Here is a 21,606-nt window from a genome sequence, read left to right as displayed (position 1 = left end):
GCTCACCCCCTCACTCCCAATCGTCAGACAAATTCGCCATGACTTCAGTCGAAAACCGCGCCCGCCTCGTGCTGGGCAACTGGAAGATGCACGGCAACCTTGCCGAGAACGCCGCGTTGCTGACCGAGCTTCGTGCCGCGGATGCGGCGGGCCACTGCGAAATCGGCATCTGTGTTCCGTTTCCCTACCTGGCGCAGGCTGCTTCGGCCCTGACCGGCAGCAGCGTGTCCTGGGGCGCGCAAGACGTCAGCGCGCACGACAAGGGCGCGTACACGGGTGAAGTTTCCGGTTCGATGCTGAAGGAATTCGGTTGCCGCTGGGCGCTGGCCGGCCACTCCGAGCGCCGCGTCCTGCACGGCGAAACCGACGAGATCGTGGCCGCCAAGGCCCAGGCCGCGCTGGCCGCCGGCCTGACCCCCGTGGTCTGCGTCGGGGAATCCCTGGCTGACCGCGAAGCCGGCAACACGCTGGCCGTGATCGAACGGCAGCTCAAGCCCGTGCTGGCGTTGGGCGCCGATGCGGTTTCCCGCATGGTTCTCGCCTATGAGCCCGTCTGGGCCATCGGCACGGGCCGCACCGCTTCGCCGGAGCAAGCCCAGGAAGTCCACGGCGCCATCCGCGCCGCCCTGCGCGCGCTCGGCGCCGCGCAAGTTCAGGTGTTGTACGGCGGCAGCGTCAAAGCCGCCAACGCCTCCAGTTTGTTCGCCATGACTGATATCGACGGAGCCCTGGTCGGCGGCGCGTCGCTCGTGGCCGAAGAGTTTTTGCGAATTGCCGCCATCTAAGTTTCCGTTCCGGAGTCTGTAATGCCCCTGATGCTCAAAATTCTGCTGGCCGTCCAAGTGATCTCGGCGCTGGCTATCATCGTCCTGGTCCTGCTTCAGCAGGGCAAAGGCGCCGACATGGGCTCCGCTTTCGGTAGCGGCTCGTCGGGCAGCCTGTTCGGCGCCACCGGTGCGGCCAACTTCCTGTCGCGCGCCACCAAGTGGGCCGCGGTCGTGTTCTTTGCCTCCACCGCTGGTCTGGCCTACTTCAGCCACAAGGGCACCGCTGGCCCCGCTGTGGATTCCGGCGTGATGCAAAGCTTCCCGGCCGACCGTTCGGTCCCGCAAGCGCCGGGTTCCTCGGTGCCGGCCACGCCGGGCGCATCGTCCGTCCCGGGCGCATCGTCCGTGCCCGCCACGCCGGCGCCCGCCCAGCCCGACGCCTCCGTGCCGACGGCTCCGGCTGCCCCGGCCGCCCCGGCTGGCGAAAAGCCGGCGGCCGCGCCCGCCGCCCCGGCAAAGTAAGGCGCAGCAGCAGAAAGGCCGGCGTAAGCCGGCTTTTTTTATGCTTGCCGCATTGAAGCGACCTGCCTGGAAAAGCCATGGAAAAGCGATTGATGCCGTCGATGATGGCGCTGCAGTGTTTCGAGGCGGTGGCGCGGCACATGAGCTTCACGCGCGCGGCCGAGGAACTGCACATGACGCAGAGCGCGATCAGCAAGCAGATCTCGCAACTGGAGGCCCTGCTGCGCAACCCGCTGTTCCTGCGCGTGCGCCGCCGGCTGCAACTGACGCCCGCGGGCGCGCTGTACCAGTCCGAGGTCAGGGCAATCCTGAATCAGATCGACGTGGCATCGCGCGACATCCTGACCTATGGCAGCGAGACTCAGGTGCTCACCATCGGCACTCAGCCCACCTTCGGGTCGCGCTGGCTGATCCCGCGCCTGCAGCGCTTCATGGCTGCGCATCCGGAAATCCAGTTGAAGGTGCGCAGCGAAACCCATCCGTTCGATCTGATGCAGGCCAAGATCGACATATCGCTTTTCTTCGGCCATGGCGCGCTGCCCGGCGCACAGTGCGTGGAACTCTTCGAGGCTGACGTCGTGCCGGTGTGCTCGCCCGCCATCCTGCACGGGGGCAAGCTGGCCAGCCTTGCCGACCTGAGCCGGCAGACGCTGATCCAGTGCGCCTCCCGCCCGGAGGCTTGGCACGACTACTTTTCCCATCAGCAATTCCAGTCCGACCGCAGCTATCTCGGACCGCGCTTTGACACCTTCTACATGTGCGTGCGCGCGGCCGAGGGGGGGTGCGGCATCGCGCTCACGCCGCGCCTTCTGGCCGAAGAAGAACTGCAGGCCGGCAAGCTGGTCATTCCCTGGGATTACGTGCAGCCCAGCGATGGCGCGTACTTCGTGGCGTATTCCGAGCACTCGGCCGAGGTGCCGAAGATCAAGCAGTTCGTGGCATGGGTGCGGGACGAAGCTCGCCAGCCGGACGGCCGGGGCGCGCCGCGCGCCCGGTCCATGAAAAAACGGACTGATTAGGCCGAATTTTTTCATTTGATTGGCGCGGGGCGGCGTGATTACATGCGGGCCATCCTTTTCCACCGATGTGCCGAGCCCGTCATGAGTCAGAACTACGTCAATCCCGATCAGATCCGCGCCTGGTTTTCGCGCGCCATGTCCGACATGTACAAGCAGGAAGTCCCGCTGTACGACACGCTGCTGGACCTGGTGGCGCAGGTGAACGCCCGGACGATGGACGAGCAGCCGGAACTAGCCGCGCATCTGGCGCGCACCGGCGAGATCGAGCGCCTGGACATCGAGCGCCATGGCGCCATCCGCGTCGGTACGCCGGAAGAACTGGCCAACATGCGCCGCGTGTTTGCCGTGATGGGCATGCTGCCCGTCGGCTACTACGACCTGTCGCCCGCCGGCGTGCCGGTGCATTCGACGGCTTTCCGCGCCACGCATGAAGCGGCCCTGCAGGCCAGCCCGTTCCGCGTCTTCACCTCGCTGCTGCGCCTGGAGCTGATCGACGACGTGGCCCTGCGCGAAAAGGCCGCCCGCATCCTGGCCGCCCGGCAGATCTTCACGGACCGCGTTCTGGCGCTGACCGCCAGCTGTGAGGCGCAAGGCGGCCTGAATGAGGCCGACGCCCGGGAATTCGTGGCCGAGGCGCTGCACACGTTCCGCTGGCACAGCGAGTCCACGGTCAGCCTGGCCGACTACCGCGAATTGCATGGCCAGCATCGCCTGATCGCCGACGTGGTGGCATTCAAGGGGCCGCACATCAACCACCTGACCCCGCGCACGCTGGACATCGACGAAGCGCAGGCCGAGATGCCGCGCCGCGGCGTGTCGGCCAAGGCCGTCATCGAAGGCCCGCCGCCGCGAAAGTGCCCGATCCTGCTGCGCCAGACCAGCTTCAAGGCGCTGGAGGAACCGGTGCGCTTCGCCGGCGCGGATGGCTCCAGCGCGGTGGGCAGCCACACCGCCCGTTTCGGCGAGATCGAGCAGCGCGGCGTGGCGCTGACCCGCAAGGGCCGCGCGCTGTACGACCAACTGCTGGACCTGGCCCGCAGTCGCATCAGCGGTGCGCCCAACGAGGGCAATGCGGCGGCCTACATGCAGAACCTGCAGGATTGTTTTGCGGCGTTTCCGGACGATTACGCGGCGCTGCACGACCAGGGGCTGGCGTACTTCCGCTATTTCCTGACCGGCAAGCCTGGCACGCCGGAAACCTCGGATCTGTCCGCCCTGATCGATGCGGGCTACATCCAGTTTGAACCGCTGGTGTACGAAGACTTCCTGCCGGTCAGCGCAGCCGGCATCTTTCAGTCGAACCTGGGCGACAAGGCGCAGGCCGAATACGCGCAAAACGCCAGCCAGGCCGCGTTTGAAGCGGCGCTCGGCGCGCCGGTGATGGACGAACTGGCGCTGTACGACGCCACGCAGGCGCGATCGCTCGCGGCGTGCCTGCAGGCGCTGGGCGTGGAGGCGGTGGCGGCCTGAAGTTGTCCGGGCTGAATGGGCCGCAACCCGGCGCCTTGCAGATAAAGCGGGACGGCTTTCCCGCTTTCCAAATTACGTGATAGAATGCTCGACTTTCCAGCAGGGTTCGCCTTGTTGGGTTGGTCAAGCCGACGTGGTGAAATTGGTAGACACGCTATCTTGAGGGGGTAGTGGCGAAAGCTGTGCGAGTTCGAGTCTCGCCGTCGGCACCAAGAAATTCCTCGCAATGAACCCGCATTTCTCTTTTGGAGGATGCGGGTTTTTGTTTGTCGGTCCCTTCGGTGGGGGGGCCGCAAGCCAACTGGTCCCTTCCATGGTGGGTCCGCAAGCCAACTGTGGCTATCCCCGGATCCGCTGGAAAACAGATTTCCAGATACCGGAACAAAGGACAGAAGGGCCTCGGATCCCCCGTGAACCGCGCCATCTCAGGGGAAACCCCATCCGGTCGCGTATTGCCGCTGCGCTTGTGCCGTCGCCGCCTCGCGACTAACATGTCGCAAGCCAACTATCAAGCCAACATTGCAATCTGTCGCTCGTGCCCCGAGATTGCGCAAAATTCTTCAATGCTTTCCTGCACCTTCGAATCCCCGAGCCGACATCGGCATGACCGACCGCATCCTCATGCCGGGGCTTTCCGGCATTTGCCGAGGCCGCGTCCGTGCTGAACGTGTCGGTCCGGCAAAAGACCGCCCATCCGAAGACGACACCCTGGAAGGGCCTGCAAGTCATTCCGCGGCGGGCGCTCGCCCCGTCGGAATCGGCCAGTCCGTTCGAAATCCTGGATTTGAAACCGCTGAACATCGCCGCGGCGGGCAGCGAGCGGGACGTGTATCTGCATCCGGCCGACAACTCGCTGCTGATCAAGATCGTCAATGGCGTGCGCCGCAGCCAGGCCGACCGCAAACGTCCCTGGTACAAGCGTTTCAGGCGTGATGCCTCGCATCGCGTGTTCATCATGGAAGCCGTCGAATACATCGCCACCACGGCCCAGCAGGGCGCGCGGGGAGGCAATGTGCTGATGGCGCGCATCTTCGGTTTGGTGTTGACCTCGAAGGGCTTGGGCCAGGTGGTCGAGCGCATCGTCGATGCGCATGGCAACCTGGCGCCCACGCTGAAGGAAGTCGTGGCGCGGCACGGGTTCTCGCCGGAACTGCGCTATCGCGTGCACGAATTCATCATGGCGCTGATCGACGCGCATGTGGTGTTCAACGATGTCAGCGCCAGCAACATCGTCGTGGGTTTCAATGCCGAAGGGCGCGAAGGGCTTTATCTGGTGGACGGGTACGGCTCCAAGCAGCTCATTCCCGTCTATTCATGGAGCAAGTCGCTGAACGGCCGCCGCATTCTGCGCCGTTACGACACGATGACCAAGAAGCTCCTGGCCGCTAGCGAACGCCGGCGCTAGGCGTTCTCGACGCTCAGCCCTTCAACCGCTCCGGCACGTCCTCCATATCGCTGCACACGGCCAGCACCTCGGCCGGCTTTCTGCTCAGCGACAGATAAACGTGGCCGATGCTGCTGTCGAAGTACGCCGATTCCAGCCGGTTCAGCACGACGCTGTCGCCGTTTTCGAACTGGATGCGAACCTTGCCCGACAGGACCACGACGAACTCCTGGCCCGGATGGCGGATGTAGTCTTCAAACTCCACGACCTTGCGCGAATCGATCATGGCGACCATCGGCAGCATCTTCTTGCCGGGGTATTCGCCCATCAGCAGGCGATAGTGATAGTTCTCGGTGATGTAGTCGCGGGCGTCGCTGAGCCGGTTCTTGACGAAGGTGGGGGCGACCGCGGCCTGCGCGGCGTCGCGCAGCATGAACATGCGCGTCATGTCGATGTCGAGCGCGCGGGCCAGCGCGGCGAATTTTTCGTAACTGAGGGCGATCTGGCCGAGTTCGGCCTTCGATAGCGTCGACACCGCGATGCCGCTGGCCTTGGACAGCGCCTGCAAGGTCATCTTCCTGGCCTTGCGCTCGGCGCGCAGGCGGGCGCCCATTTCTTCCTTGCCCACGATTTCGGGCGGGGATGTGTTGCCGGTTGGGGCCATGTAGCGGTCTGGCTTATAGGGTTGAGGGCAGGGGCAGGGCCCGCAAGCCCCGCCGCGTGTAGCCGGATTGTACGGGGTGGGCCGGGTCAGGCGGGGGGCTGGGCGCCGGTGCGTTCGACGATCATCCGGTAGTGCTCGGGCCGGCGGTGGGCGGCGAAGTTGAAGATGTTGGCGCGGTAGTGATCCGACACCGACAGGTCGCAGACGAAGTTGATGACTTCGTCCTCCTCGGAGAACGTGCGCACCATGATTTCGCCGGTGGGCGCGACGATGCAGGATCCGCCGATCATGGGATTGCCTTCCTCGACGCCGGCCTTGGCGGCGGCGGCCACCCAGCAGGCGTTCTGGTAGGCGCCGGCCTGCAGCGACAGCAAGTGGTGGTGCATGCGCAGGTGGATCGGCTCGTTCCATTGCACGTAGCCGGAGGGCGTGTTGTACCCGGCCATGACGACCTCCACGCCTTGCAGTCCCATGACGCGGAACGTCTCGGGCCAGCGCCGGTCGTTGCAGATGCACATGCCGATGGCGGCGTCCGGGGTCTGCCAGACGGGAAACCCCAGGTCGCCGACCGCGAAGTACTTCTTCTCCAGGTGCTGCAGGGTCGCTCCGTCGACGGCTTGCGCGTCGCCGGGGATATGGATCTTGCGGTACTTGCCCACGATCTGCCCGTCGCGCCCGACCAGGATGCTGGTGTTGTACTGCACGCCGTCCGCCAGCTCGGCGTAGCCCAGATAGAAGCCCACGCCCTTGTCGCGGGCCGCGTCGAACAGGGGGCGGGTCAGGGGGCCCGGCATTTCGGTTTCGAAGAACGCCTGCACCTCGGCCGGATCGTCGATGGACCAGCGCGGAAAGAACGTGGTCAGCGCCAGCTCCGGAAACGTCACCCAGGCCGCGCCGCGGCTGTGGGCGTCTTCCAGCAGGTCGATCAGCCGGCGAACGACCTGGACCCGGGTGTCGCTGCGCTGGACGGGGCCCAGCTGCGCGACGGCAAGGTGGAGCTTGCGGGCGGTCATGCGGCGCTCCCGGCGTTGCCTGGAGCGGCGCTCCCAACGGCGCTCCGCGCCAGGACGCGGCCGGCGTGCTGACCGGTGAAGGCCTGCTCCTCCCACACGGGCGCGCCGTTCACGTAGACCGAGTGAATGCCGGCCGCGCGTTCGGTGGGGCGTTCGAAGGTGGCGGCGTCGGCCACCGTGGCCGGATCGAAGACCACGAGGTCGGCGAAGTAGCCTGGCTGCACCTGCCCGCGTTCGGCCAGGCCGAACTTGGCGGCGGTCAGGCCGGTCATTTTCCAGACCGCGGTTTCCAGCGGGAAGAGGCCCAGGTCGCGGGAGTAATGGCCCAGCACGCGCGGAAAGGTGCCCCACAGGCGCGGATGCGGACGCTCGTCGTGGGGCAGGCCGTCCGAGCCGATCATGGTGGGGCCGAACTTCAAAATGCGCTGCACGTCGGGCTCGTCCATCATGAAGTAGATGGCGCCGGCCGGTTGCAGCTCGGGCACCACGTCGAATTTTGACTTGCCGCGTTCGGCGGCAATTTCGTCCAGGTCGCGGCCGCTGAGTTCGGGAAAGGGCTTGCACCAGGTGATGATGGTGCGGCCCGCCAGCAGCACGCGGTCCTGCTTGAGCATGGTGGAACCGGCCACGTAGGGATAGGCGTCCAGCGAGACGTCCTGCTTGGCCATCGCGGCCTCGATCAGCGGCAGGGTCTCGGCGGAGCGGCCGAAGTTGGGTTGGCCCATGACCTTGTGATGCGAGATCACGACCGGCACGTCCAGTTCGCGGCCGATGCGGAAGGTTTCTTCCAGCGCCTCGACGATGTGTTCGCCCTCGTCGCGCATGTGGGTGGCGTAGATGCCGCCGTGCGTTTGGAGCGGGCGGCAGACTTCGATGATTTCCTCGGTGGTGGCCTGGGCGGCTGGCGGGTAGAACGTGCCGGTGGAGATGCCGATGGCGCCGCTGGCCAGCGCGTCGTCGGCCAGCGTCTGCATGGCCTGCACTTCATCCGGCGTGGCGGCGCGCTGCAGGTCGGGCATGACCGCCGCGCGCAGCGTGGAGTGGCCGACCATGCAGGCGGCGTTGACGGCGGCGGGCGTGGCGCGCAGCGCGTCCAGGTAATCGGAGAAACGTTCGAAGCGATACGAGCCGCCTTCGTCCAGCAGGTCCAGCGGCGCGGGCGGGCTGGCGTGGGCGTGGGCCAGCGGCGCCAGGCTGATGCCGCAGTTGCCCGTGACGACGGTGGTGACGCCCTGCGAGATCTTGGGCGTCATGTCGCGGCGCTTGAGCAGGTAGTTGTCGTCGTGGGTGTGCGAGTCGATGAAGCCGGGCGCCACCACTTTGCCCGTCACGTCGATGCGGCGTTGCGCGGCGCAGCCGGACAGGTCGCCCACGGCGGCGATGCGGTCGCCGCGCACGCCCACGTCGGCGCGCTGGCCGGGGGCGTTGGTGCCGTCGATGACGGTGCCGCCGGCGAGGATGTAGTCAAACGGGGTGGCGTCAGGCTGGGACATGCGGTTCTCCGGCTGAATGGGATCAGGCAATGGGGCAATAAGGCAATGCGGGGATCAGGCAAAGTGGCAGGCGACCTGCTGTTCGGCGGCGACCTGGCGGGGCTGGGGCGTTTCTTCGGCGCAGCGCGGCTGCGCCATCGGACAGCGCGTGCGGAACGCGCAGCCGGATGGAGGCGACAGCGGGCTGGGGATTTCCCCCTTCAGGACCTCGACCGGATTGCGCTCTCCCTGGCGCGCGGACGGCACGGCGGCCAGCAGCGCGCGCGTGTACGGATGCGCCGGGCGGTCAAAGATCGCGTCGCGCGTGCCGATCTCGACGATCTTGCCCAGGTACATCACGGCCACGCGGTGGCTGATGTGGCGCACGACGCTCAGATCGTGCGAGATGAACACGTAGGTCAGGCCCAGGTCGCGCTGCAGGTCCATCAGCAGGTTGATGACCTGCGCCTGCACCGACACGTCCAGCGCTGACACCGGCTCGTCGCAGACGATGAGGCCAGGGTCCAGCGCCAGGGCGCGCGCGATCACTATGCGCTGGCGCTGGCCGCCCGAGAATTCGTGCGGATACTTGTCGGCCGCATCGGGCCGCAGGCTGACGCGCGCCAGCAGCTGCGCCACGCGCTCGCGGATGGCCTCGCGGCCGTGTCCGAAGTTGCGCAGCGGCTCGCCGATGATGTCGCGCACCCGCATTCGCGGGTTCATCGACGAAAACGGGTCCTGGAAAATGAACTGCATGCGGCGGCGCATGGCGCGCAGCTGGTTGCTGTTCATCTTGGCGAGGTCTTCGCCTTCCAGCAGGATGCGGCCTTCGGTCGGATCGGTCAGGCGGATCAGGCACTTGCCTGTCGTGGATTTGCCGCAGCCGGACTCGCCGACCAGGCTGAGCGTCTGGCCGCGCGGCACCGATAGCGAGATGCCATCGACGGCGCGCAGCACCTTGGCGCCGCGCCCGCTGTCCACAGGAAAGTGCTTTTTCAAGCCGATGACTTCCAGCATGGGCACCGCAGTGGCCGCGGGCGCGGAAGACGCGAGAGGAATGTCGTGCAGATTCATGGCGGGTCTCATGCGTCTCAGGCAGTCAGGGCGGCGCGCGCGGGGGCGTCCTGGCGCGCCCAGCACCAGACGCGGTGGCGCGCGCCGGCGTCGGTGGCGGACGGCGCTTCCTCGGTGCAGCGCGGCAGGGCCTCGGGGCAACGCGCGGCAAAGGCGCAGCCGCGCGACGCGGGTGTGCGCACCGGGACGATGCCGGGCAGCTCGGCAAGCCGGGCAGTGTGGTCCTGGCCGTCGACGAAGTCGGGCAGCGAACGGATCAGCGCCTGGGTGTACGGATGTTGCGGGCGGTCCAGCACGTCGTCCACGCTGCCTTCCTCGACCTTGCGGCCGGCATACATGACGATGACGCGTTGGCACATCTGCGCGACCACGCCCAGGTCGTGCGTGATCAGCACGATGGCCGTGCCAAGCCGCGCCTGGATGTCTCGCAACAGGTGCAGGATCTGCGCCTGGATGGTGACGTCCAGCGCCGTGGTGGGTTCGTCAGCGATCAGCACCTTGGGCTGACAGGCCAGCGCCATGGCGATCATGGCGCGCTGGCGCATGCCGCCCGAGAGCTGGTAGGGATACTCGCGCACGCGGCGCGCGGGGTCGGAGATCTGCACCAGGTCCAGCAACGCCTCGGCCTGCACCAGCGCCTCTTTGCGCGACAGGCCCTGGTGCAGCATGAGCGATTCACTGATCTGCTTGCCCACCGTGATGACGGGGTTCAGCGACGTCATGGGCTCCTGGAAGATCATCGAGATCTGGTTGCCGCGGATGGCGCGCATCGATTTTTCCGGCAGCGCCAGGAGGTCGCGGCCGTCGAATTCGATGCTGCCGCCCGCGACGCGGCCGGGAGCGCGCAAGAGCCGCATGATGGACAGGGACGTGACGCTCTTGCCGCAGCCCGATTCGCCGACCAGACCCAGCGTTTCGCCGGGCAGGAGGTCGAACGAGAGCTTGTCGACGGCCAGCACGGTGGTGTCGTCGCCGTCGAAACAGGTGGTGAGGTCTTGCACGCGCAGGACGGGTTGGGTTTGCATGTGCGCTCCTACAGCTTCTTGGCCAGACGGGGATCGAGCATGTCGCGCAGCCCGTCGCCGACCAGGTTGACGGCCAGCACGGCCACGCCCAGGAAGAGGCCCGGATACAGGATGATGTGGAACGCCACGGCCACGAAGTTGCGGCCTTCGGCCATGATGTTGCCCCAGCTCGGAATGTGCGGCGGGATGCCCACGCCCAGGAAGCTGAGCACCGCTTCGGTCAGGATGGCCGAGGCCGCGATGAACGTGGCCTGCACCATCAGCGGCGCGAAGAGGTTGGGCAGGATGTGGCGCAGCAGGATCGACGGCACGCGCGTGCCGACCGAGACGGCGGCCTCGATGTACGGCTGTTCGCGGATGGTCAGGACCAGCGCGCGCACCAGGCGCACGACGCGCGGCACTTCGGGCACGACGATGGCGATGATGACGGTGCCCAGTCCCCCTTTTAGCGTGGCCATCAGCGCAATCGCCAGCAGCACGCCGGGGATGGCCATCAGGCCGTCCATGATGCGCATGATGACGGCGTCGATGCGGCGGAAATAACCCGCCATCATGCCCAGCACCACGCCGGCCACGGTGGAGACGACCGCCACCACGATGCCGACCAAGAGCGAGATGCGCGCGCCCCAGACGGTGCGCGAATAGACGTCGCGGCCCAGCGCATCGGTGCCGAACAGATGCTCGGCCGATGGGGGCTTCATGCGCGCCATGGGATTGATCTCTTGCGGATCGACGGTGGCCAGCCACGGCGCGGCCAGCGCGATGGCGGCCAGCACCAGCAGGATGGCGCCGCCGGCATACAGCATGGGATGGCGGCGCACGGATCGGAAGGCGCGCCGCAGGCGCGGGCGCGCGGCGGGAAGCGGCAGGGTGGTCGTGTTCATGCGTTGCCTCTTCTCAGTAACGGATGCGCGGATCGAAGAGCCGGTAGCTCAGGTCGACCAGCAGGTTGATCAGCACGTAGATGCCCGAGGCCACCAGCAGCACGCCCTGGATGACCGGGTAGTCGTGGCGCAGCACGGCGTCGATGGTCAGGCGGCCCAGGCCGGGGATCGCAAACACGGTTTCCGTTACGACCACGCCGCCGATCAGGAGCGCCACGCCCACGCCGATGGTGGTGACGATGGGATTGGCGGCGTTCTTCAGCGCATGCCAGACGATGGGGCCGGACGACAGGCCCTTGGCGCGCGCGGTCCGGATGTAGTCTTCGGACAGGGCTTCCAGCATGGTGGCGCGGGTCATCCGCGTGAGCAGGGCCATGTAGACCAGGCCCAGCGACAGACAGGGCAGCACCAGGTGGCGCAGGTAAGGCACAAGGCCATCGGCCAGCGGTTTGTAGCCCTGGACTGGCAGCCAGCCGAGCTTGATGGAAAAGCCGTACACCAGGCTATAGCCGATCAGGAACACCGGCACCGAGAACGCACAGACCGCGCCCACCATGACCAGCCTGTCCAGCCACTTGCCGGCGTTCCACGCGGCCAGCACGCCCAGCGGAATCGCGGCCAGCACGGCAAACAGCATCGTGAAAAGCGCGATCGAGATCGTGGGGCCCATGCGCTGCGCGATGAGCTGCGACACGGGCATCTGCGTGGACATCGAGGTGCCCAGGTCGCCCACGGCGATATGGCTGATCCAGATGACGAACTGCTGCAGGAGCGGCTTGTCCAGCCCCAGGTTCTGCCGGATTTTTTCGACGTCGTCGGCGGTAGCGTTGTCGCCTGCGATGACCGCCGCGGGATCGCCCGGCGACAGGTGTATCAGCAGGAACACCACGACGGCCACGACGGCCATGACGGGTATGACGGCCGCGATGCGGCGCAGGATGAATTTCACGCTGGATTCCCCCCGGCTTGCGGCCGGGCGCGCGCGGCGCCCGGCGTCTGCCTTACGGTTTCTCGATGTTCCACATCACCGGAATGCCGGACTTGATCAGATCGGTCTGCTTCAAGCCGCGCACCGCGAAGACAGGCTTGAATTCGCCCCACATCACGTAAGGCACGGTCTGGTAGGCGCGCGCCTGGATCTGCGCCGCGATGTCCTTGCGCTTGGCGGCGTCCGTTTCGCGGATCCAGCTGGTGCGCAGCGTGTCCAGTTCCTTGTCGCACGGCCAACCGGGCAGGCTGTTGCCGCAGGCGGCGGACAGCCACGGGTTGGTCACCGGCGTGCTGGCGTCGAAGTAGCCGCCCCAGGTCAGGAAGATGTTCCAGCCGCCCTGGGCGGGCGGATCCTTCTTCAGGCGGCGGCCGGCCAGCGAGGCCCAGTCCATCGACTGCACGTCCACGTTCACGCCGGCCTTCTTCAGGTTCTGCGCCAGCACCATGACGGCGGGGGCGCTCAGGTGATCAGTCGGGTACAGCAGCACCACCTTCTCGCCCTTGTAGCCGGCTTCCTGCAGCAGTTGCTTGGCGCGTGCGGGATCGGTCTTGGCGTAGGGCGCGGCGCCCGCGTCCGTGGCCAGGGGCGAACCGCAGATGTACATGGTGGCGCAGTAGTCCACGCGGTACTTGTCCGGGTAGCCCATCGCGGTCAGCATTTCCTTCTGGCTGACCAGGTAGTACACCGCCTGGCGCGCGAGCGGGTTGTTGAATGGCGGATGCAGCGAATTCAGGATCACCATGCCTTGCGAGGCCACCGACGTGCTCAGCGTGATGTCCGGGTTGGATTCCAGCACCGGCAGGAAGTCGGGCGTGACCTGTTCGACCATGTCGACCTCGCCGTTCATCAGCGCGGCCGTCGAGGTGTTGCCGTCGGGGATGTAGACCCATTCCACGCGGTCCACCTTCACGTTCTTGCCGCCCGCCAGGCCGTCAGGCGCTTCGGAGCGCGGCACGTAAGCCGGGTTCTTGACGTACACGACCTTGTTGCCGGGCACCCATTCATCGCGCTTGAAGAGGAACGGGCCCGAGCCGACCATCTCGGTGACCTGGGTGTTCGGATCAGTGGCGGCCAGCCGCTTGGGCATGATGAAGGGCGGCATGCCCGAGGGCTTGGACAGCGCGTCCAGCACCAGGCCGAAGGGCTCTTTCAGCGTCAGCGTGAATGTGTTTTCGTTGGTGGCGGCAAATTCTGCGCCGGCCGCCATCATGGCCTGGCCCAGCGTGTCCTTCTTTGCCCAGCGCTGGATCGACGCAATGCAGTCCTCGGCCGTCACCGGCGTGCCGTCGTTGAACTTCAGACCGGGACGCAGGGTGAAGGTCCAGGTCTTGCCGTCTTCGGACGTGGTCCAGGTGTCCACCATTTGCGGCTTGACCTGGCCCTTGCTGTCCTGCGCGAACAGGGTGTCGAACACCATGTAGCCGTGGTTGCGCGTGATGTAGGCGGTGTTGAAAAGCGGGTCCAGCGTCTTCAGGTCGGCGTGCGGCACGAGGCGCAGCGTCTTGGTCTGGGCGAGTGCACCGGTCGCGGCGCTCATGGCCAGGAGCGCGGCGGCTCCCAGCAGGCTGAAACGTCTGATCATGGATTTCCCCTTGTTGGTTCTGAGTGCCCGGGCAGGGCGGCTATGGTGGGCGGCTTGGTCTTGGTGCCGAGCCTTGATGTCAGGCCTTGAAGGGCCACTTGGGCAATTTGCGCTTCACGAACGGCAGCGTGTTGAGGTCATTCGTGATGGCGCCGGGCGTTTCGACGTAGATGACGTGGCGGCCGACCTTCGAATACGAGGCATAGAAATGCTGCGAAGACTTCACGATGATGAGTTTCATCGCGGCCAGGTCCACGCCGAACTGCGTGAACAGGTCGGTGCCCATGGCCTGGGTGCGCGAGGTGGTCATGACGAGGGTGACGCCGCCGGTGCGCACGACGGCCACGTCGCCCAGCAGCGCGGGCGTGCCGGCCAGACCAGTCATGACGGCGTCGCGCTTGAGCGCCAGGATCTCGCAGTCCAGGTCCAGCGGCTGGCCGGACACCGGCGCCACCTTGCCGCCCACGCGCAGCTTGATCTGCGCGCCTTCGCCGGCCTCGAAGCACAGTTGCACGGCAACCGGATCCCAGAACGGGCCGGTGGCGACATCGGTGATGCCGCGCGCCAGCACGCGTTCCAGGATGAAGGTGGCATCGCTGGGCGCGCCGCCGCCGGCGTTGTCGGCCGAATCGGCCAGCACCACCGGGAATTCCTTGTGCGCCAGCGCCTGGTCCAGCGCTTCGTCCGCGCCGGGGTAGGGCGGCGCCAGCTGATCGCGGAAACCGATGATCTCCTCGCCCAGCGTGCGCGCCAGCGCCTCGGCCTGCGCGGCGTCGCCGTCGGTATAGACCAGCACCTTCGAACCCATGTCCGGCGTGTCGCCCCACGGGAAGCCGTGCGCGATGGACACGGACAGCACGCCTTCCTTGCCTTCCATCGCGAGCAGGCGGTCCACGAAGCTGCGCATCGGCTCGCGGCTGGTGTGCATGATGGAGATCATTTCGCAGTCGTAGACCGCACGCGTGGGGTTGATGCGGCCCTCGGCGCGCGCCACGCACAGGTCGACCAGGTCGAACGCACGTTCCAGGATGTCGGTGTGCGGGTATTCCTTGAAACAGACCAGGAAGTCGGCGCTCTCGACCATCGCGTCCGTCAGGTGGCAGTGCGGATCGAGTTCGGCGCCGATCACAGCGTCCGGGCCGACGATCTCCCGCGCGCGGCGCAGCAGGTCGCCTTCGCAGTCGTCGTAGCCGTCGGCGACCATCGCGCCATGCAGGCCGAAGAGTGCGATATCCACCTTGCCCGCGCGGCGCAGGTCGTCCAGCAGCTCATCGCGCAGCGTCTCGTAGGCGTGGCGGGTGGTGATGCCGGCCGGCGTCGCGCCTGCGGTCAAGCCTTCGATCAGCGTCCAGTCCTTGCCCGCGGCGCGCTGGCGCGCGGCCCACAGCGGACCCGAAAACATCTGCATGCGGTCCGGATGCTGGCCGGCGGGGAAGTAGCCGCGCGCCCGGTAGGAAGCCAGGCCGGTCGGAATGGGGGAGAAGGTGTTCGTCTCGGTCGCCAGGGACCCGGAAAAGATCTTCATGAATGACGCTCCGCGCTAGAGAGGGGCTTTGAGGGCGCGGGCATCGGGGCGCGCGCTGGGGGGTGTCGCCCCGCCAGGCGTGGGCCTGGCGGTGTCATGCAATCGAACGAATACGGCGTCAGGCGGCTGCGGGACCCTTGGGCTGGCTGTCGCCCAGCCAGGCCTGCACTTCGATCTCGACATCCACGTCCATGGCCAGCTTGGCCTCGACGGTGGAGCGCGTGGGGAAATCGGAGGAGAAATGGCTGCGGTAGGCCTCGTTGAACTGCGCGAACAGCGCCAGATCGGTCAACCACACGGTCACGCGAACCACGTCCTTCAGGCTGGCGCCGGCCAGTGCGAGCGTGTCCTTGATGCGCTCGATGGCGGCATTCGTCTGGGCGGTGATATCGCCACGCACGACCTGGCCGTCGGCATCCAGCGGGATCTGCCCGGACAGGAACAAAAAGCCGCCCGCCTGAGTGGCGCGCGAGAAGGGCAGGGGCAGGCTGCTGGGGTATCGGGTGATGGCGGTCATGTCGGGGTCTCGGTTATCGGTGATTGGATCAGCGCAAGCGCTCGGGCCGCACGGCGTCGGCATTGACGCCGTGCGCGTGGAGGTGATCGGGTAGGGGCTGGCGCGTCAGCAGCGCGGCGGCAAGCTCGGACGTGGCGGCGGCGGTCTGAATGCCGTAGCCGCCTTGCGCGGCCAGCCAGAAGAAGGCCGGCGTGGCCGCGTCCCAGCCCACCACGAAATCACCATCGCGCACGAACGAGCGCAGGCCGGCCCAGATGTGCTTCGGGCGGCGGATGGTCAGCGACGTGGCGGTTTCGATGCGGTAGATGCCGGTTGCGACATCCAGCTCTTCGGGCACGACGTCGTGCGCGTCGACCGGATCGGCATTGGCGGGCGAGCCCAGAAGTTGTCCGGCGTCCGGCTTGAAGTAATAGCTTTCGTCCACGCCGACTACGGCGGGCCAGTGCGAGAAATCGACGTCGTCCGGACCGCTGAAGGTGAAGGCGGTGCGGCGGCAGGGTTGCAGGCCGACGGGGGCGGCTCCGCACAGCGTTGCCGTGTGGTCGGCCCACGCGCCCGCGGCGTTGACGACGGCGCGCGCTCGGATCTGGCGCCCGTCGGCCAGGGTCAGCGTCCAGACCTCATTCTCGAACGCGGCGCCGGTCAATTCGGCATTGTTGTGCAGCACCGCGCCTTGGCGGCTCATGCCGCGCAGAAAGCCCTGATGCAGGGCATGCACGTCGATGTCGCGCGCGTCCGGTTCCTCGATCGCGCCGCAGAGCTGGTCTTCGCGCAGGCAGGACACGCGGGCCACCGCTTGCGCGGCGTCGATCAGCGTGACGTTGGGTGACTGGCGGTGGAAGTCATCGAACACTTCCTGCAGCAGATCCTTCTGGTCCGGCGTTGCGATGTACAGCACGCCGCGCGGGCTAAGCAGCGGATGCTCGCAGAAGCCTTCGGGCGGATGTTCGTAGAACGCGCGGCTGGCGCGCGTAAGCGCCTTGATCTGCGTGGTGCCGTAGGTCTCCATGAACATGGCTGCGGAGCGGCCGGTGGAGTGATAACCGGGTTGGGACTCGCGTTCCAGCACTGCCACGGACGCCGAGGCGCTGAGGCGGTAGGCCACGGAGGCGCCGGCGATCCCGGCGCCGACCACGGCAAAGTCGTATAGGGTTTCAGCAGTCATTTTGTCGGAAGCGAGAATTCTCTTATTTGATAATTCTCGAATACGATAGTTTTTTGACGCGGCTGGAGTAATAGGGGAATGCCCGCATGGGCGCAAAAGGCGCGCACGATGCGGCGCAGCCTTGCGCGGAGAGGGAAGCCGCGCTACCTGTCCATGGGTGCGCGACGGCGGGCCGCGCTACCCCAGCTTGCCCAGCAGCCCGATCAGTTTTCGCCGATCCGCCGCGCCCAGCTTGCCGCTGATACGCGCGTCGTGCGCCTGCACGGCCTCGGTGATGGCGGCCAGCGCGGTGTGGCCGGCCGGCGTCATGGCCAGCGCGTAGGCGCGCCGGTCGCGTTCGGCTTCCTGGCGCTCCACGTAGCCCAGGTCCTGCAACTGGTTGACGATCTGCACCGCGCCCGAGCGCGCAATGCCCAGGATGCGCGCCAGGTCGGTGAGCTTGAGGTTTTCATTGGCGGCGATCAGCGTCAGTGCCGAATAACGCTGCGGCGTGATGTCCCACGGCGCCAGCGCGGCCAGGAAGTCCTCGTAGATCAGGATCTGCGCGCGGCGGATGGCGTAGCCCACCAGATCGTCCAGCGCGCCGTACTGAATGCCGGGCACATGCGGATCGAAGTGTTCGCCGCGGGCAGCAGGGCGGCGAGGGCGTGGGACGGAGGCTTTGGACATCGGGGGCGGATCGTGAAACGGGGCCTCAACACTAATGCACGCGTCGCCGCCGCGCCACCGGATTGCGGGAAATCCCTCGTGCGAAACGCGGGGCGATTTTGTTATGTTGCATAACAAATAAGACCAGGAGTAGACATGCAAATCGTCATTGCCGGGGCCGGGATCGGCGGGCTGACCCTTGCGCTGATGCTGCATCGGCGCGGCATCGGCTGCCGCATCTATGAAAGCGCGCAGGAATTGCGGCCATTGGGCGTCGGCATCAATCTGCTGCCCCATGCGGTCAGCGAGATCGAACAATTGGGCCTCATGCCCCAGTTGGCCGAACGCGCCATCGAGACCTCGCAGCTTCACTACTACAACAAGCTCGGCCAGCCGATCTGGCGCGAGCCGCGCGGCCTCGAGGCCGGTTATCCGCTGCCGCAGTTTTCGGTGCATCGCGGCGAATTCCAGATGCTGCTCGCGCAGGCCGTGCGCGACCGGCTCGGCCCGGACGCCATCGTGCCGGGCATGGTGCTGGAATCGGCCAGCCAGGATGCGGCGGGCGTGCACGCGCAGTTCCGCCGCCGCGCGGACAACGCGCTGCAGACCGTGCACGGCGACATCCTGGTGGGCGCCGATGGCATCCACTCGGCACTGCGCCGTCAGCTTCATCCCGTCGGGGACGAGCCCCGTTTTTCCGGGCGCATGCTGTGGCGCGCCGTGACCGAGGCGCCGCCGTATCTGGACGGGCGCAGCATGTTCATGGCGGGTCACCAGGACCAGAAGTTCGTCTGCTATCCGATCTCCGAACCGCTGCGCAAACAAGGCCGTTCGCTCATCAACTGGATTGCCGAGCTGTCGATCCCCGGCGCGGAACTGCCCGCCACCGACTGGAATCGCAAGGTCGACAAGTCCGTCTTCGCAGACCGCTTTGCCGATTGGCGCTGGGACTGGATCGACATCCCTGCCATCATCGACGGCGCCGAAGCAATCTACGAATTCCCGCTGGTGGACCGCGATCCTTTGCCGCGCTGGACGCGCGGGCGCTTTACGCTGCTGGGCGACGCGGCGCATCCGATGTATCCGATCGGCTCGAACGGATCGGCCCAGGCGATCCTGGACGCGCGCTCCCTGGCCGACTGGCTGGATCAGGCGGTGCAGGGCAAGGCGCGTTCAGCAGAGATCGCGCTGCTGGAGTACGAGGCCGAACGTCTGCCGCGCACCGCCGGCATCGTGCTGCGCAATCGTTTGAACGGCCCCGAGCAGGTGATGCAGTTGGCCGAAGAGCGCGCGCCGCAAGGCTTTGCGAACATCAACGACGTCATATCGGGCGAGGAGCTGGCGGCGGTATCGCTGCGCTACAAGCAGCTGGCGGGTTTTGACCCCGCCGCGCTGCGCCTTGCCCGCGGAGAAAAGCCATGAGCAGTGCCGATGCCATCAACGAACCCCACGCGCCCCGGCTGGAACATGTGACCACCGTGGTGGTCGACGTGGGCGCGCCGCAGGAAGTGGGCGATACGCCGCAGGGCCGGCGCCGCGTGATCCCGATCACGGGCGGCACGGTCGACGGTCCGCGTCTGTCGGGCAAAGTGCTGCCCGGCGGCGCGGACTTCCAGATCATCCGCTCGGCCACATTCACGGACATCCACGCACGCTATGTGATCGAGACGTCCGCAGGCGAGCGCGTGTATGTCGAGAACACCGGCATCCGCACGGGCAGCGCCGAGGACATCGCGCGGCTGGCGCGCGGTGAAGCCGTCGATCCGGCGCGCATCTACTTTCGCAGCTATCCCCGCTTTGAAACGTCGTCGCCCGCGCTCGGCTGGATGAACGAAAGCCTGTTCATCGGCACCGGCGCGCGCTACCCCGACCGCGTCGAATTGCGTTTCTATCGCATTTGCTGAACCCGCGGCAGCCGCCGCGGCATTAAAAAAACCAGGAGACAACCATGCAAACGATGCTGCGCCGCCTGCTGGGCGGCTTCATGCTGTGCCTGCCGCTTGCGGCAGTCGCCCAGTTCCCCAATGGGCCGGTGCGCCTGAACGTGGGCTTTCCGCCCGGCACGGGGCCGGACATCGTGGCCCGCACGTTGTCCCAGCACATGGGACCGCTGCTGGGCGAAAGCGTGGTGGTGGAGAACAAGGTCGGTGCGGGCGGGCAGATTGCCGCCCAGAACGTCGCGCGCAGTCCGGCGGACGGCCAGACGCTGCTGCTGGGCGAGGTCGGCTCGATCAGCATTTCGCCTGCCACGTACCGCAACCTGAACTACGATCCGCCGCGCGACTTCGCGCCGATCTCCGAGGTGGTGCGGGCCGACTTCGTGCTGGTGGTGCCGGCCAGCTCGCCGTACAAGGACCTGCCGGCGTTCATCGACGCCGCGAAGAAGGCGCCGGACCGCGTGAACTTCGCCACCTTCGGCGCGGGTACGCCCGGCCATTTCGGCGCGGAGCTTTTCGCGCGCGAGGCGGGCCTGAAGATCGAAGCCATCCATTACCGGTCGACGGGCGATGCCGTGTCGGGACTGGTGTCCGGCGGCGTGCAGGCGGCCTTCGTGACGACGGCTCTGGCCGCGCCCCAGGTGCAGGGCGGCAAGCTGCGGGCGCTGGCCACCACCGGCGCGAAGCGCTCGTCCGCGTTGGCTGACGTGCCGACGTTCGCGGAGGGCGGCCTGCCGGCGGTCAACTTCGGCGCCTGGTTCGCGTTGTTCGCGCCGGCCGGCACGCCGGAGGCCGTGCTGACTCGCTTGCAGGCTGACAGCGCCGCCGCGCTGCGCCAGCCGGCCGCCGTGAAGACGCTTGGCGAAGCGGGATTTGTCGTCGTGGGCTCGGACCGGCAGGCGCTGCAGGCCTTGCTGACCGCGGAGTCCAAGCGCTGGGCCGACGTGGTGAAGGCGACGGGGTTCCGCGCCGACTGACTTTGACGAAACCAGACATTTGAAGGCGGCCGTCTAATGGCGGCCGTCTAATTGCGGCCGTCTAATTGCGGCCGTCACTAGGCCGCCGTCGGAAGGCGGCTGATTCATCGCGCAGATCGCATGTTTCAGCCCCTTTGACATCACCAGTGGAACAGTATGTTCCAGCCAAAGTGCGTTTGAACGGGTATTCGCGTCATGGTCGAGCCGGTAGAATGCCTCCCATCGTCATCTCTATCTACTGGTCGAAAGGTCAAATAATGAGCAACGCATATCTCGAAGCGCTCAAGCAGCGCCGCACGCAGTATTCGCTGGGCCGCAACCTGTCGGCCTCCAAGGAAGAACTGACCACGCTGATCCAGGAAGCGATCAAGCACAGCCCGTCCTCCTTCAACTCGCAAAGCTCGCGCGCCGTGATCCTGTTTGGCGCCGAAAGCGACAAGCTCTGGAACCTGGCTACGGAAGAAGTGCGCAAGGTTGCGCCCGCCGAAGGTTTCGACAAGACCGAAGCCAAGCTCAAGAGCTTTGCCGCCGGCGTGGGCACCATCCTGTTCTTTGAAGACCAGGACGTCGTGCGCAGCCTGCAGGAAAAGTTTGCGCTGTACGCCGACAACTTCCCGGTCTGGTCGGAGCAATCGGGCGGCATGGCCCAGTTGTCCGTGTGGACCGCGCTGGCCAACGCCGGTGTCGGCGCCAGCCTGCAGCACTACAACCCGCTGATCGACGCCGCCGTCGCGCGCGAATGGAACGTTCCCGCCTACTGGAAGCTGCGCGCGCAGATGCCGTTTGGCTCGAACGAAGCCGGTTTCGGCGACAAGGCTTTCATGGACGACGCCGAGCGCTTCCGCGTGTTTGGCTGATCGAATCCGGGGGGCGTGCCGCGCACGCCCCGCATGACCGCGGTATTCAGGCCCGCATTGCCCCACACGGCAATGCGGGCCTTGTCATTGGCGGGCTGACTGAATGGGCAAGC

21 protein-coding genes and 1 tRNA gene are annotated in these 21,606 nt (G+C 66.7%); 10 read left to right on the top strand and 12 right to left on the bottom strand.

Annotated elements, in window-relative coordinates; genetic code table 11:
• Nucleotides 1–38 precede the first annotated feature (38 nt).
• From tpiA to KW836_RS22760, 6 genes are all read left to right on the top strand, one after another.
• On the top strand, nt 39–785 hold the full coding sequence (gene tpiA / locus KW836_RS22785; protein WP_056321524.1) for a triose-phosphate isomerase: 747 nt from the start codon (nt 39–41) through the stop codon (nt 783–785).
• Nucleotides 786–806: 21 nt separating this feature from the next.
• Nucleotides 807–1,289 carry a preprotein translocase subunit SecG gene (gene secG / locus KW836_RS22780; protein WP_218344857.1) on the top strand — a complete coding sequence of 161 codons (483 nt, stop codon included), beginning with the start codon at nt 807–809 and terminating at the stop codon, nt 1,287–1,289.
• Between the two features lie 77 nt (nt 1,290–1,366).
• Nucleotides 1,367–2,308 (top strand): LysR substrate-binding domain-containing protein, encoded by a 942-nt coding sequence (locus KW836_RS22775; protein ID WP_218344856.1) that lies wholly within the window; start codon nt 1,367–1,369, stop codon nt 2,306–2,308.
• Between the two features lie 81 nt (nt 2,309–2,389).
• Complete coding sequence (locus tag KW836_RS22770; protein ID WP_218344855.1) at nt 2,390–3,778, top strand: VOC family protein; 1,389 nt, start codon at nt 2,390–2,392, stop codon at nt 3,776–3,778.
• Nucleotides 3,779–3,905: 127 nt separating this feature from the next.
• Nucleotides 3,906–3,990: transfer RNA gene (locus KW836_RS22765), tRNA-Leu, on the top strand.
• A 446-nt stretch (nt 3,991–4,436) separates the two neighbouring features.
• Nucleotides 4,437–5,183 (top strand): YrbL family protein, encoded by a 747-nt coding sequence (locus KW836_RS22760; protein ID WP_246282848.1) that lies wholly within the window; start codon nt 4,437–4,439, stop codon nt 5,181–5,183.
• A 13-nt stretch (nt 5,184–5,196) separates the two neighbouring features.
• On the opposite strand, the gene KW836_RS22755 is transcribed toward KW836_RS22760, so the two are convergent.
• The 12 genes from KW836_RS22755 to KW836_RS22700 all read right to left on the bottom strand — a co-directional run bounded on the left by KW836_RS22755 (nt 5,197) and on the right by KW836_RS22700 (nt 17,743).
• Nucleotides 5,197–5,826 (bottom strand): helix-turn-helix domain-containing protein, encoded by a 630-nt coding sequence (locus KW836_RS22755; protein ID WP_191576859.1) that lies wholly within the window; start codon nt 5,824–5,826, stop codon nt 5,197–5,199.
• 86 nt (nt 5,827–5,912) lie between these two features.
• Nucleotides 5,913–6,839 (bottom strand): N-carbamoyl-D-amino-acid hydrolase, encoded by a 927-nt coding sequence (locus tag KW836_RS22750; protein WP_218344854.1) that lies wholly within the window; start codon nt 6,837–6,839, stop codon nt 5,913–5,915.
• Entirely contained in the window at nt 6,836–8,332 is a 1,497-nt protein-coding gene (locus tag KW836_RS22745) for an amidohydrolase family protein (protein ID WP_218344853.1), read from the bottom strand. The genes KW836_RS22750 and KW836_RS22745 overlap by 4 nt, the downstream gene beginning before the upstream one ends.
• A gap of 54 nt (nt 8,333–8,386) precedes the next feature.
• Nucleotides 8,387–9,385 (bottom strand): ABC transporter ATP-binding protein, encoded by a 999-nt coding sequence (locus KW836_RS22740; protein ID WP_218344852.1) that lies wholly within the window; start codon nt 9,383–9,385, stop codon nt 8,387–8,389.
• Nucleotides 9,386–9,402: 17 nt separating this feature from the next.
• Nucleotides 9,403–10,410, bottom strand: coding sequence for an ABC transporter ATP-binding protein (locus tag KW836_RS22735; RefSeq protein WP_218344851.1), 1,008 nt, complete (start codon nt 10,408–10,410; stop codon nt 9,403–9,405).
• Between the two features lie 8 nt (nt 10,411–10,418).
• Nucleotides 10,419–11,294 (bottom strand): ABC transporter permease, encoded by an 876-nt coding sequence (locus KW836_RS22730; RefSeq protein ID WP_218344850.1) that lies wholly within the window; start codon nt 11,292–11,294, stop codon nt 10,419–10,421.
• 13 nt (nt 11,295–11,307) lie between these two features.
• Nucleotides 11,308–12,243: an ABC transporter permease gene (locus KW836_RS22725; protein WP_175123077.1), complete on the bottom strand. Its 936-nt coding sequence runs from the start codon at nt 12,241–12,243 to the stop codon at nt 11,308–11,310.
• A gap of 52 nt (nt 12,244–12,295) precedes the next feature.
• The gene (locus KW836_RS22720; RefSeq protein ID WP_218344849.1) at nt 12,296–13,867 is read right to left on the bottom strand and encodes an ABC transporter substrate-binding protein; all 1,572 of its coding nucleotides are present in this window, start codon (nt 13,865–13,867) and stop codon (nt 12,296–12,298) included.
• A gap of 79 nt (nt 13,868–13,946) precedes the next feature.
• Nucleotides 13,947–15,392, bottom strand: a complete 1,446-nt coding sequence (locus KW836_RS22715) for a M81 family metallopeptidase (RefSeq protein ID WP_218344848.1) — start codon at nt 15,390–15,392, stop codon at nt 13,947–13,949.
• 118 nt (nt 15,393–15,510) lie between these two features.
• A complete protein-coding gene (locus KW836_RS22710) occupies nt 15,511–15,909 on the bottom strand; it encodes a RidA family protein (RefSeq protein ID WP_175123074.1) in 399 nt (132 codons plus the stop codon).
• A 28-nt stretch (nt 15,910–15,937) separates the two neighbouring features.
• A complete protein-coding gene (locus KW836_RS22705; RefSeq protein ID WP_218344847.1) occupies nt 15,938–17,074 on the bottom strand; it encodes an FAD-binding oxidoreductase in 1,137 nt (378 codons plus the stop codon).
• Nucleotides 17,075–17,251: 177 nt separating this feature from the next.
• Complete coding sequence (locus KW836_RS22700) at nt 17,252–17,743, bottom strand: MarR family winged helix-turn-helix transcriptional regulator (protein WP_218344846.1); 492 nt, start codon at nt 17,741–17,743, stop codon at nt 17,252–17,254.
• Nucleotides 17,744–17,878: 135 nt separating this feature from the next.
• Between KW836_RS22700 and KW836_RS22695 the strand changes: the two genes are divergently transcribed.
• The 4 genes from KW836_RS22695 to KW836_RS22680 all read left to right on the top strand — a co-directional run bounded on the left by KW836_RS22695 (nt 17,879) and on the right by KW836_RS22680 (nt 21,493).
• Entirely contained in the window at nt 17,879–19,144 is a 1,266-nt protein-coding gene (locus KW836_RS22695) for a flavin-dependent oxidoreductase (protein ID WP_218344845.1), read from the top strand.
• Nucleotides 19,141–19,626 carry a DUF3237 domain-containing protein gene (locus KW836_RS22690; RefSeq protein WP_218344844.1) on the top strand — a complete coding sequence of 162 codons (486 nt, stop codon included), beginning with the start codon at nt 19,141–19,143 and terminating at the stop codon, nt 19,624–19,626. Before KW836_RS22695 ends, KW836_RS22690 begins: the two co-directional genes overlap by 4 nt.
• Before the next feature lie 44 nt (nt 19,627–19,670).
• Complete coding sequence (locus KW836_RS22685) at nt 19,671–20,636, top strand: tripartite tricarboxylate transporter substrate binding protein (protein WP_218344843.1); 966 nt, start codon at nt 19,671–19,673, stop codon at nt 20,634–20,636.
• Nucleotides 20,637–20,893: 257 nt separating this feature from the next.
• On the top strand, nt 20,894–21,493 hold the full coding sequence (locus KW836_RS22680) for a nitroreductase family protein (RefSeq protein WP_175123067.1): 600 nt from the start codon (nt 20,894–20,896) through the stop codon (nt 21,491–21,493).
• Nucleotides 21,494–21,606 lie beyond the last annotated feature (113 nt).

This window comes from Achromobacter sp. ACM05 (assembly GCF_019218915.1).
In the GTDB taxonomy this organism is placed as follows: Bacteria; Pseudomonadota; Gammaproteobacteria; order Burkholderiales; family Burkholderiaceae_B; genus Achromobacter; species Achromobacter animicus.
Note: the sequence above shows the minus strand (reverse complement) of the source record. Positions and strands in the feature narration are given on the sequence as shown.

Excerpts from the sequence above, each read along its gene's own strand:
- KW836_RS22705 (WP_218344847.1), bottom strand. The coding sequence starts at position 17,074 with ATGACTGCTGAAACCCTATACGACTTTGCCGTGGTCGGCGCCGGGATC.
- KW836_RS22715 (WP_218344848.1), bottom strand. The coding sequence starts at position 15,392 with ATGAAGATCTTTTCCGGGTCCCTGGCGACCGAGACGAACACCTTCTCC.
- KW836_RS22720 (WP_218344849.1), bottom strand. The coding sequence starts at position 13,867 with ATGATCAGACGTTTCAGCCTGCTGGGAGCCGCCGCGCTCCTGGCCATG.
- KW836_RS22685 (WP_218344843.1), top strand. The coding sequence starts at position 19,671 with ATGCAAACGATGCTGCGCCGCCTGCTGGGCGGCTTCATGCTGTGCCTG.
- KW836_RS22690 (WP_218344844.1), top strand. The coding sequence starts at position 19,141 with ATGAGCAGTGCCGATGCCATCAACGAACCCCACGCGCCCCGGCTGGAA.
- KW836_RS22745 (WP_218344853.1), bottom strand. The coding sequence starts at position 8,332 with ATGTCCCAGCCTGACGCCACCCCGTTTGACTACATCCTCGCCGGCGGC.
- KW836_RS22695 (WP_218344845.1), top strand. The coding sequence starts at position 17,879 with ATGCAAATCGTCATTGCCGGGGCCGGGATCGGCGGGCTGACCCTTGCG.
- KW836_RS22740 (WP_218344852.1), bottom strand. The coding sequence starts at position 9,385 with ATGAATCTGCACGACATTCCTCTCGCGTCTTCCGCGCCCGCGGCCACT.
- secG (WP_218344857.1), top strand. The coding sequence starts at position 807 with ATGCCCCTGATGCTCAAAATTCTGCTGGCCGTCCAAGTGATCTCGGCG.
- tpiA (WP_056321524.1), top strand. The coding sequence starts at position 39 with ATGACTTCAGTCGAAAACCGCGCCCGCCTCGTGCTGGGCAACTGGAAG.
- KW836_RS22750 (WP_218344854.1), bottom strand. The coding sequence starts at position 6,839 with ATGACCGCCCGCAAGCTCCACCTTGCCGTCGCGCAGCTGGGCCCCGTC.
- KW836_RS22710 (WP_175123074.1), bottom strand. The coding sequence starts at position 15,909 with ATGACCGCCATCACCCGATACCCCAGCAGCCTGCCCCTGCCCTTCTCG.
- KW836_RS22755 (WP_191576859.1), bottom strand. The coding sequence starts at position 5,826 with ATGGCCCCAACCGGCAACACATCCCCGCCCGAAATCGTGGGCAAGGAA.
- KW836_RS22775 (WP_218344856.1), top strand. The coding sequence starts at position 1,367 with ATGGAAAAGCGATTGATGCCGTCGATGATGGCGCTGCAGTGTTTCGAG.
- KW836_RS22735 (WP_218344851.1), bottom strand. The coding sequence starts at position 10,410 with ATGCAAACCCAACCCGTCCTGCGCGTGCAAGACCTCACCACCTGTTTC.
- KW836_RS22730 (WP_218344850.1), bottom strand. The coding sequence starts at position 11,294 with ATGAACACGACCACCCTGCCGCTTCCCGCCGCGCGCCCGCGCCTGCGG.
- KW836_RS22770 (WP_218344855.1), top strand. The coding sequence starts at position 2,390 with ATGAGTCAGAACTACGTCAATCCCGATCAGATCCGCGCCTGGTTTTCG.
- KW836_RS22700 (WP_218344846.1), bottom strand. The coding sequence starts at position 17,743 with ATGTCCAAAGCCTCCGTCCCACGCCCTCGCCGCCCTGCTGCCCGCGGC.
- KW836_RS22680 (WP_175123067.1), top strand. The coding sequence starts at position 20,894 with ATGAGCAACGCATATCTCGAAGCGCTCAAGCAGCGCCGCACGCAGTAT.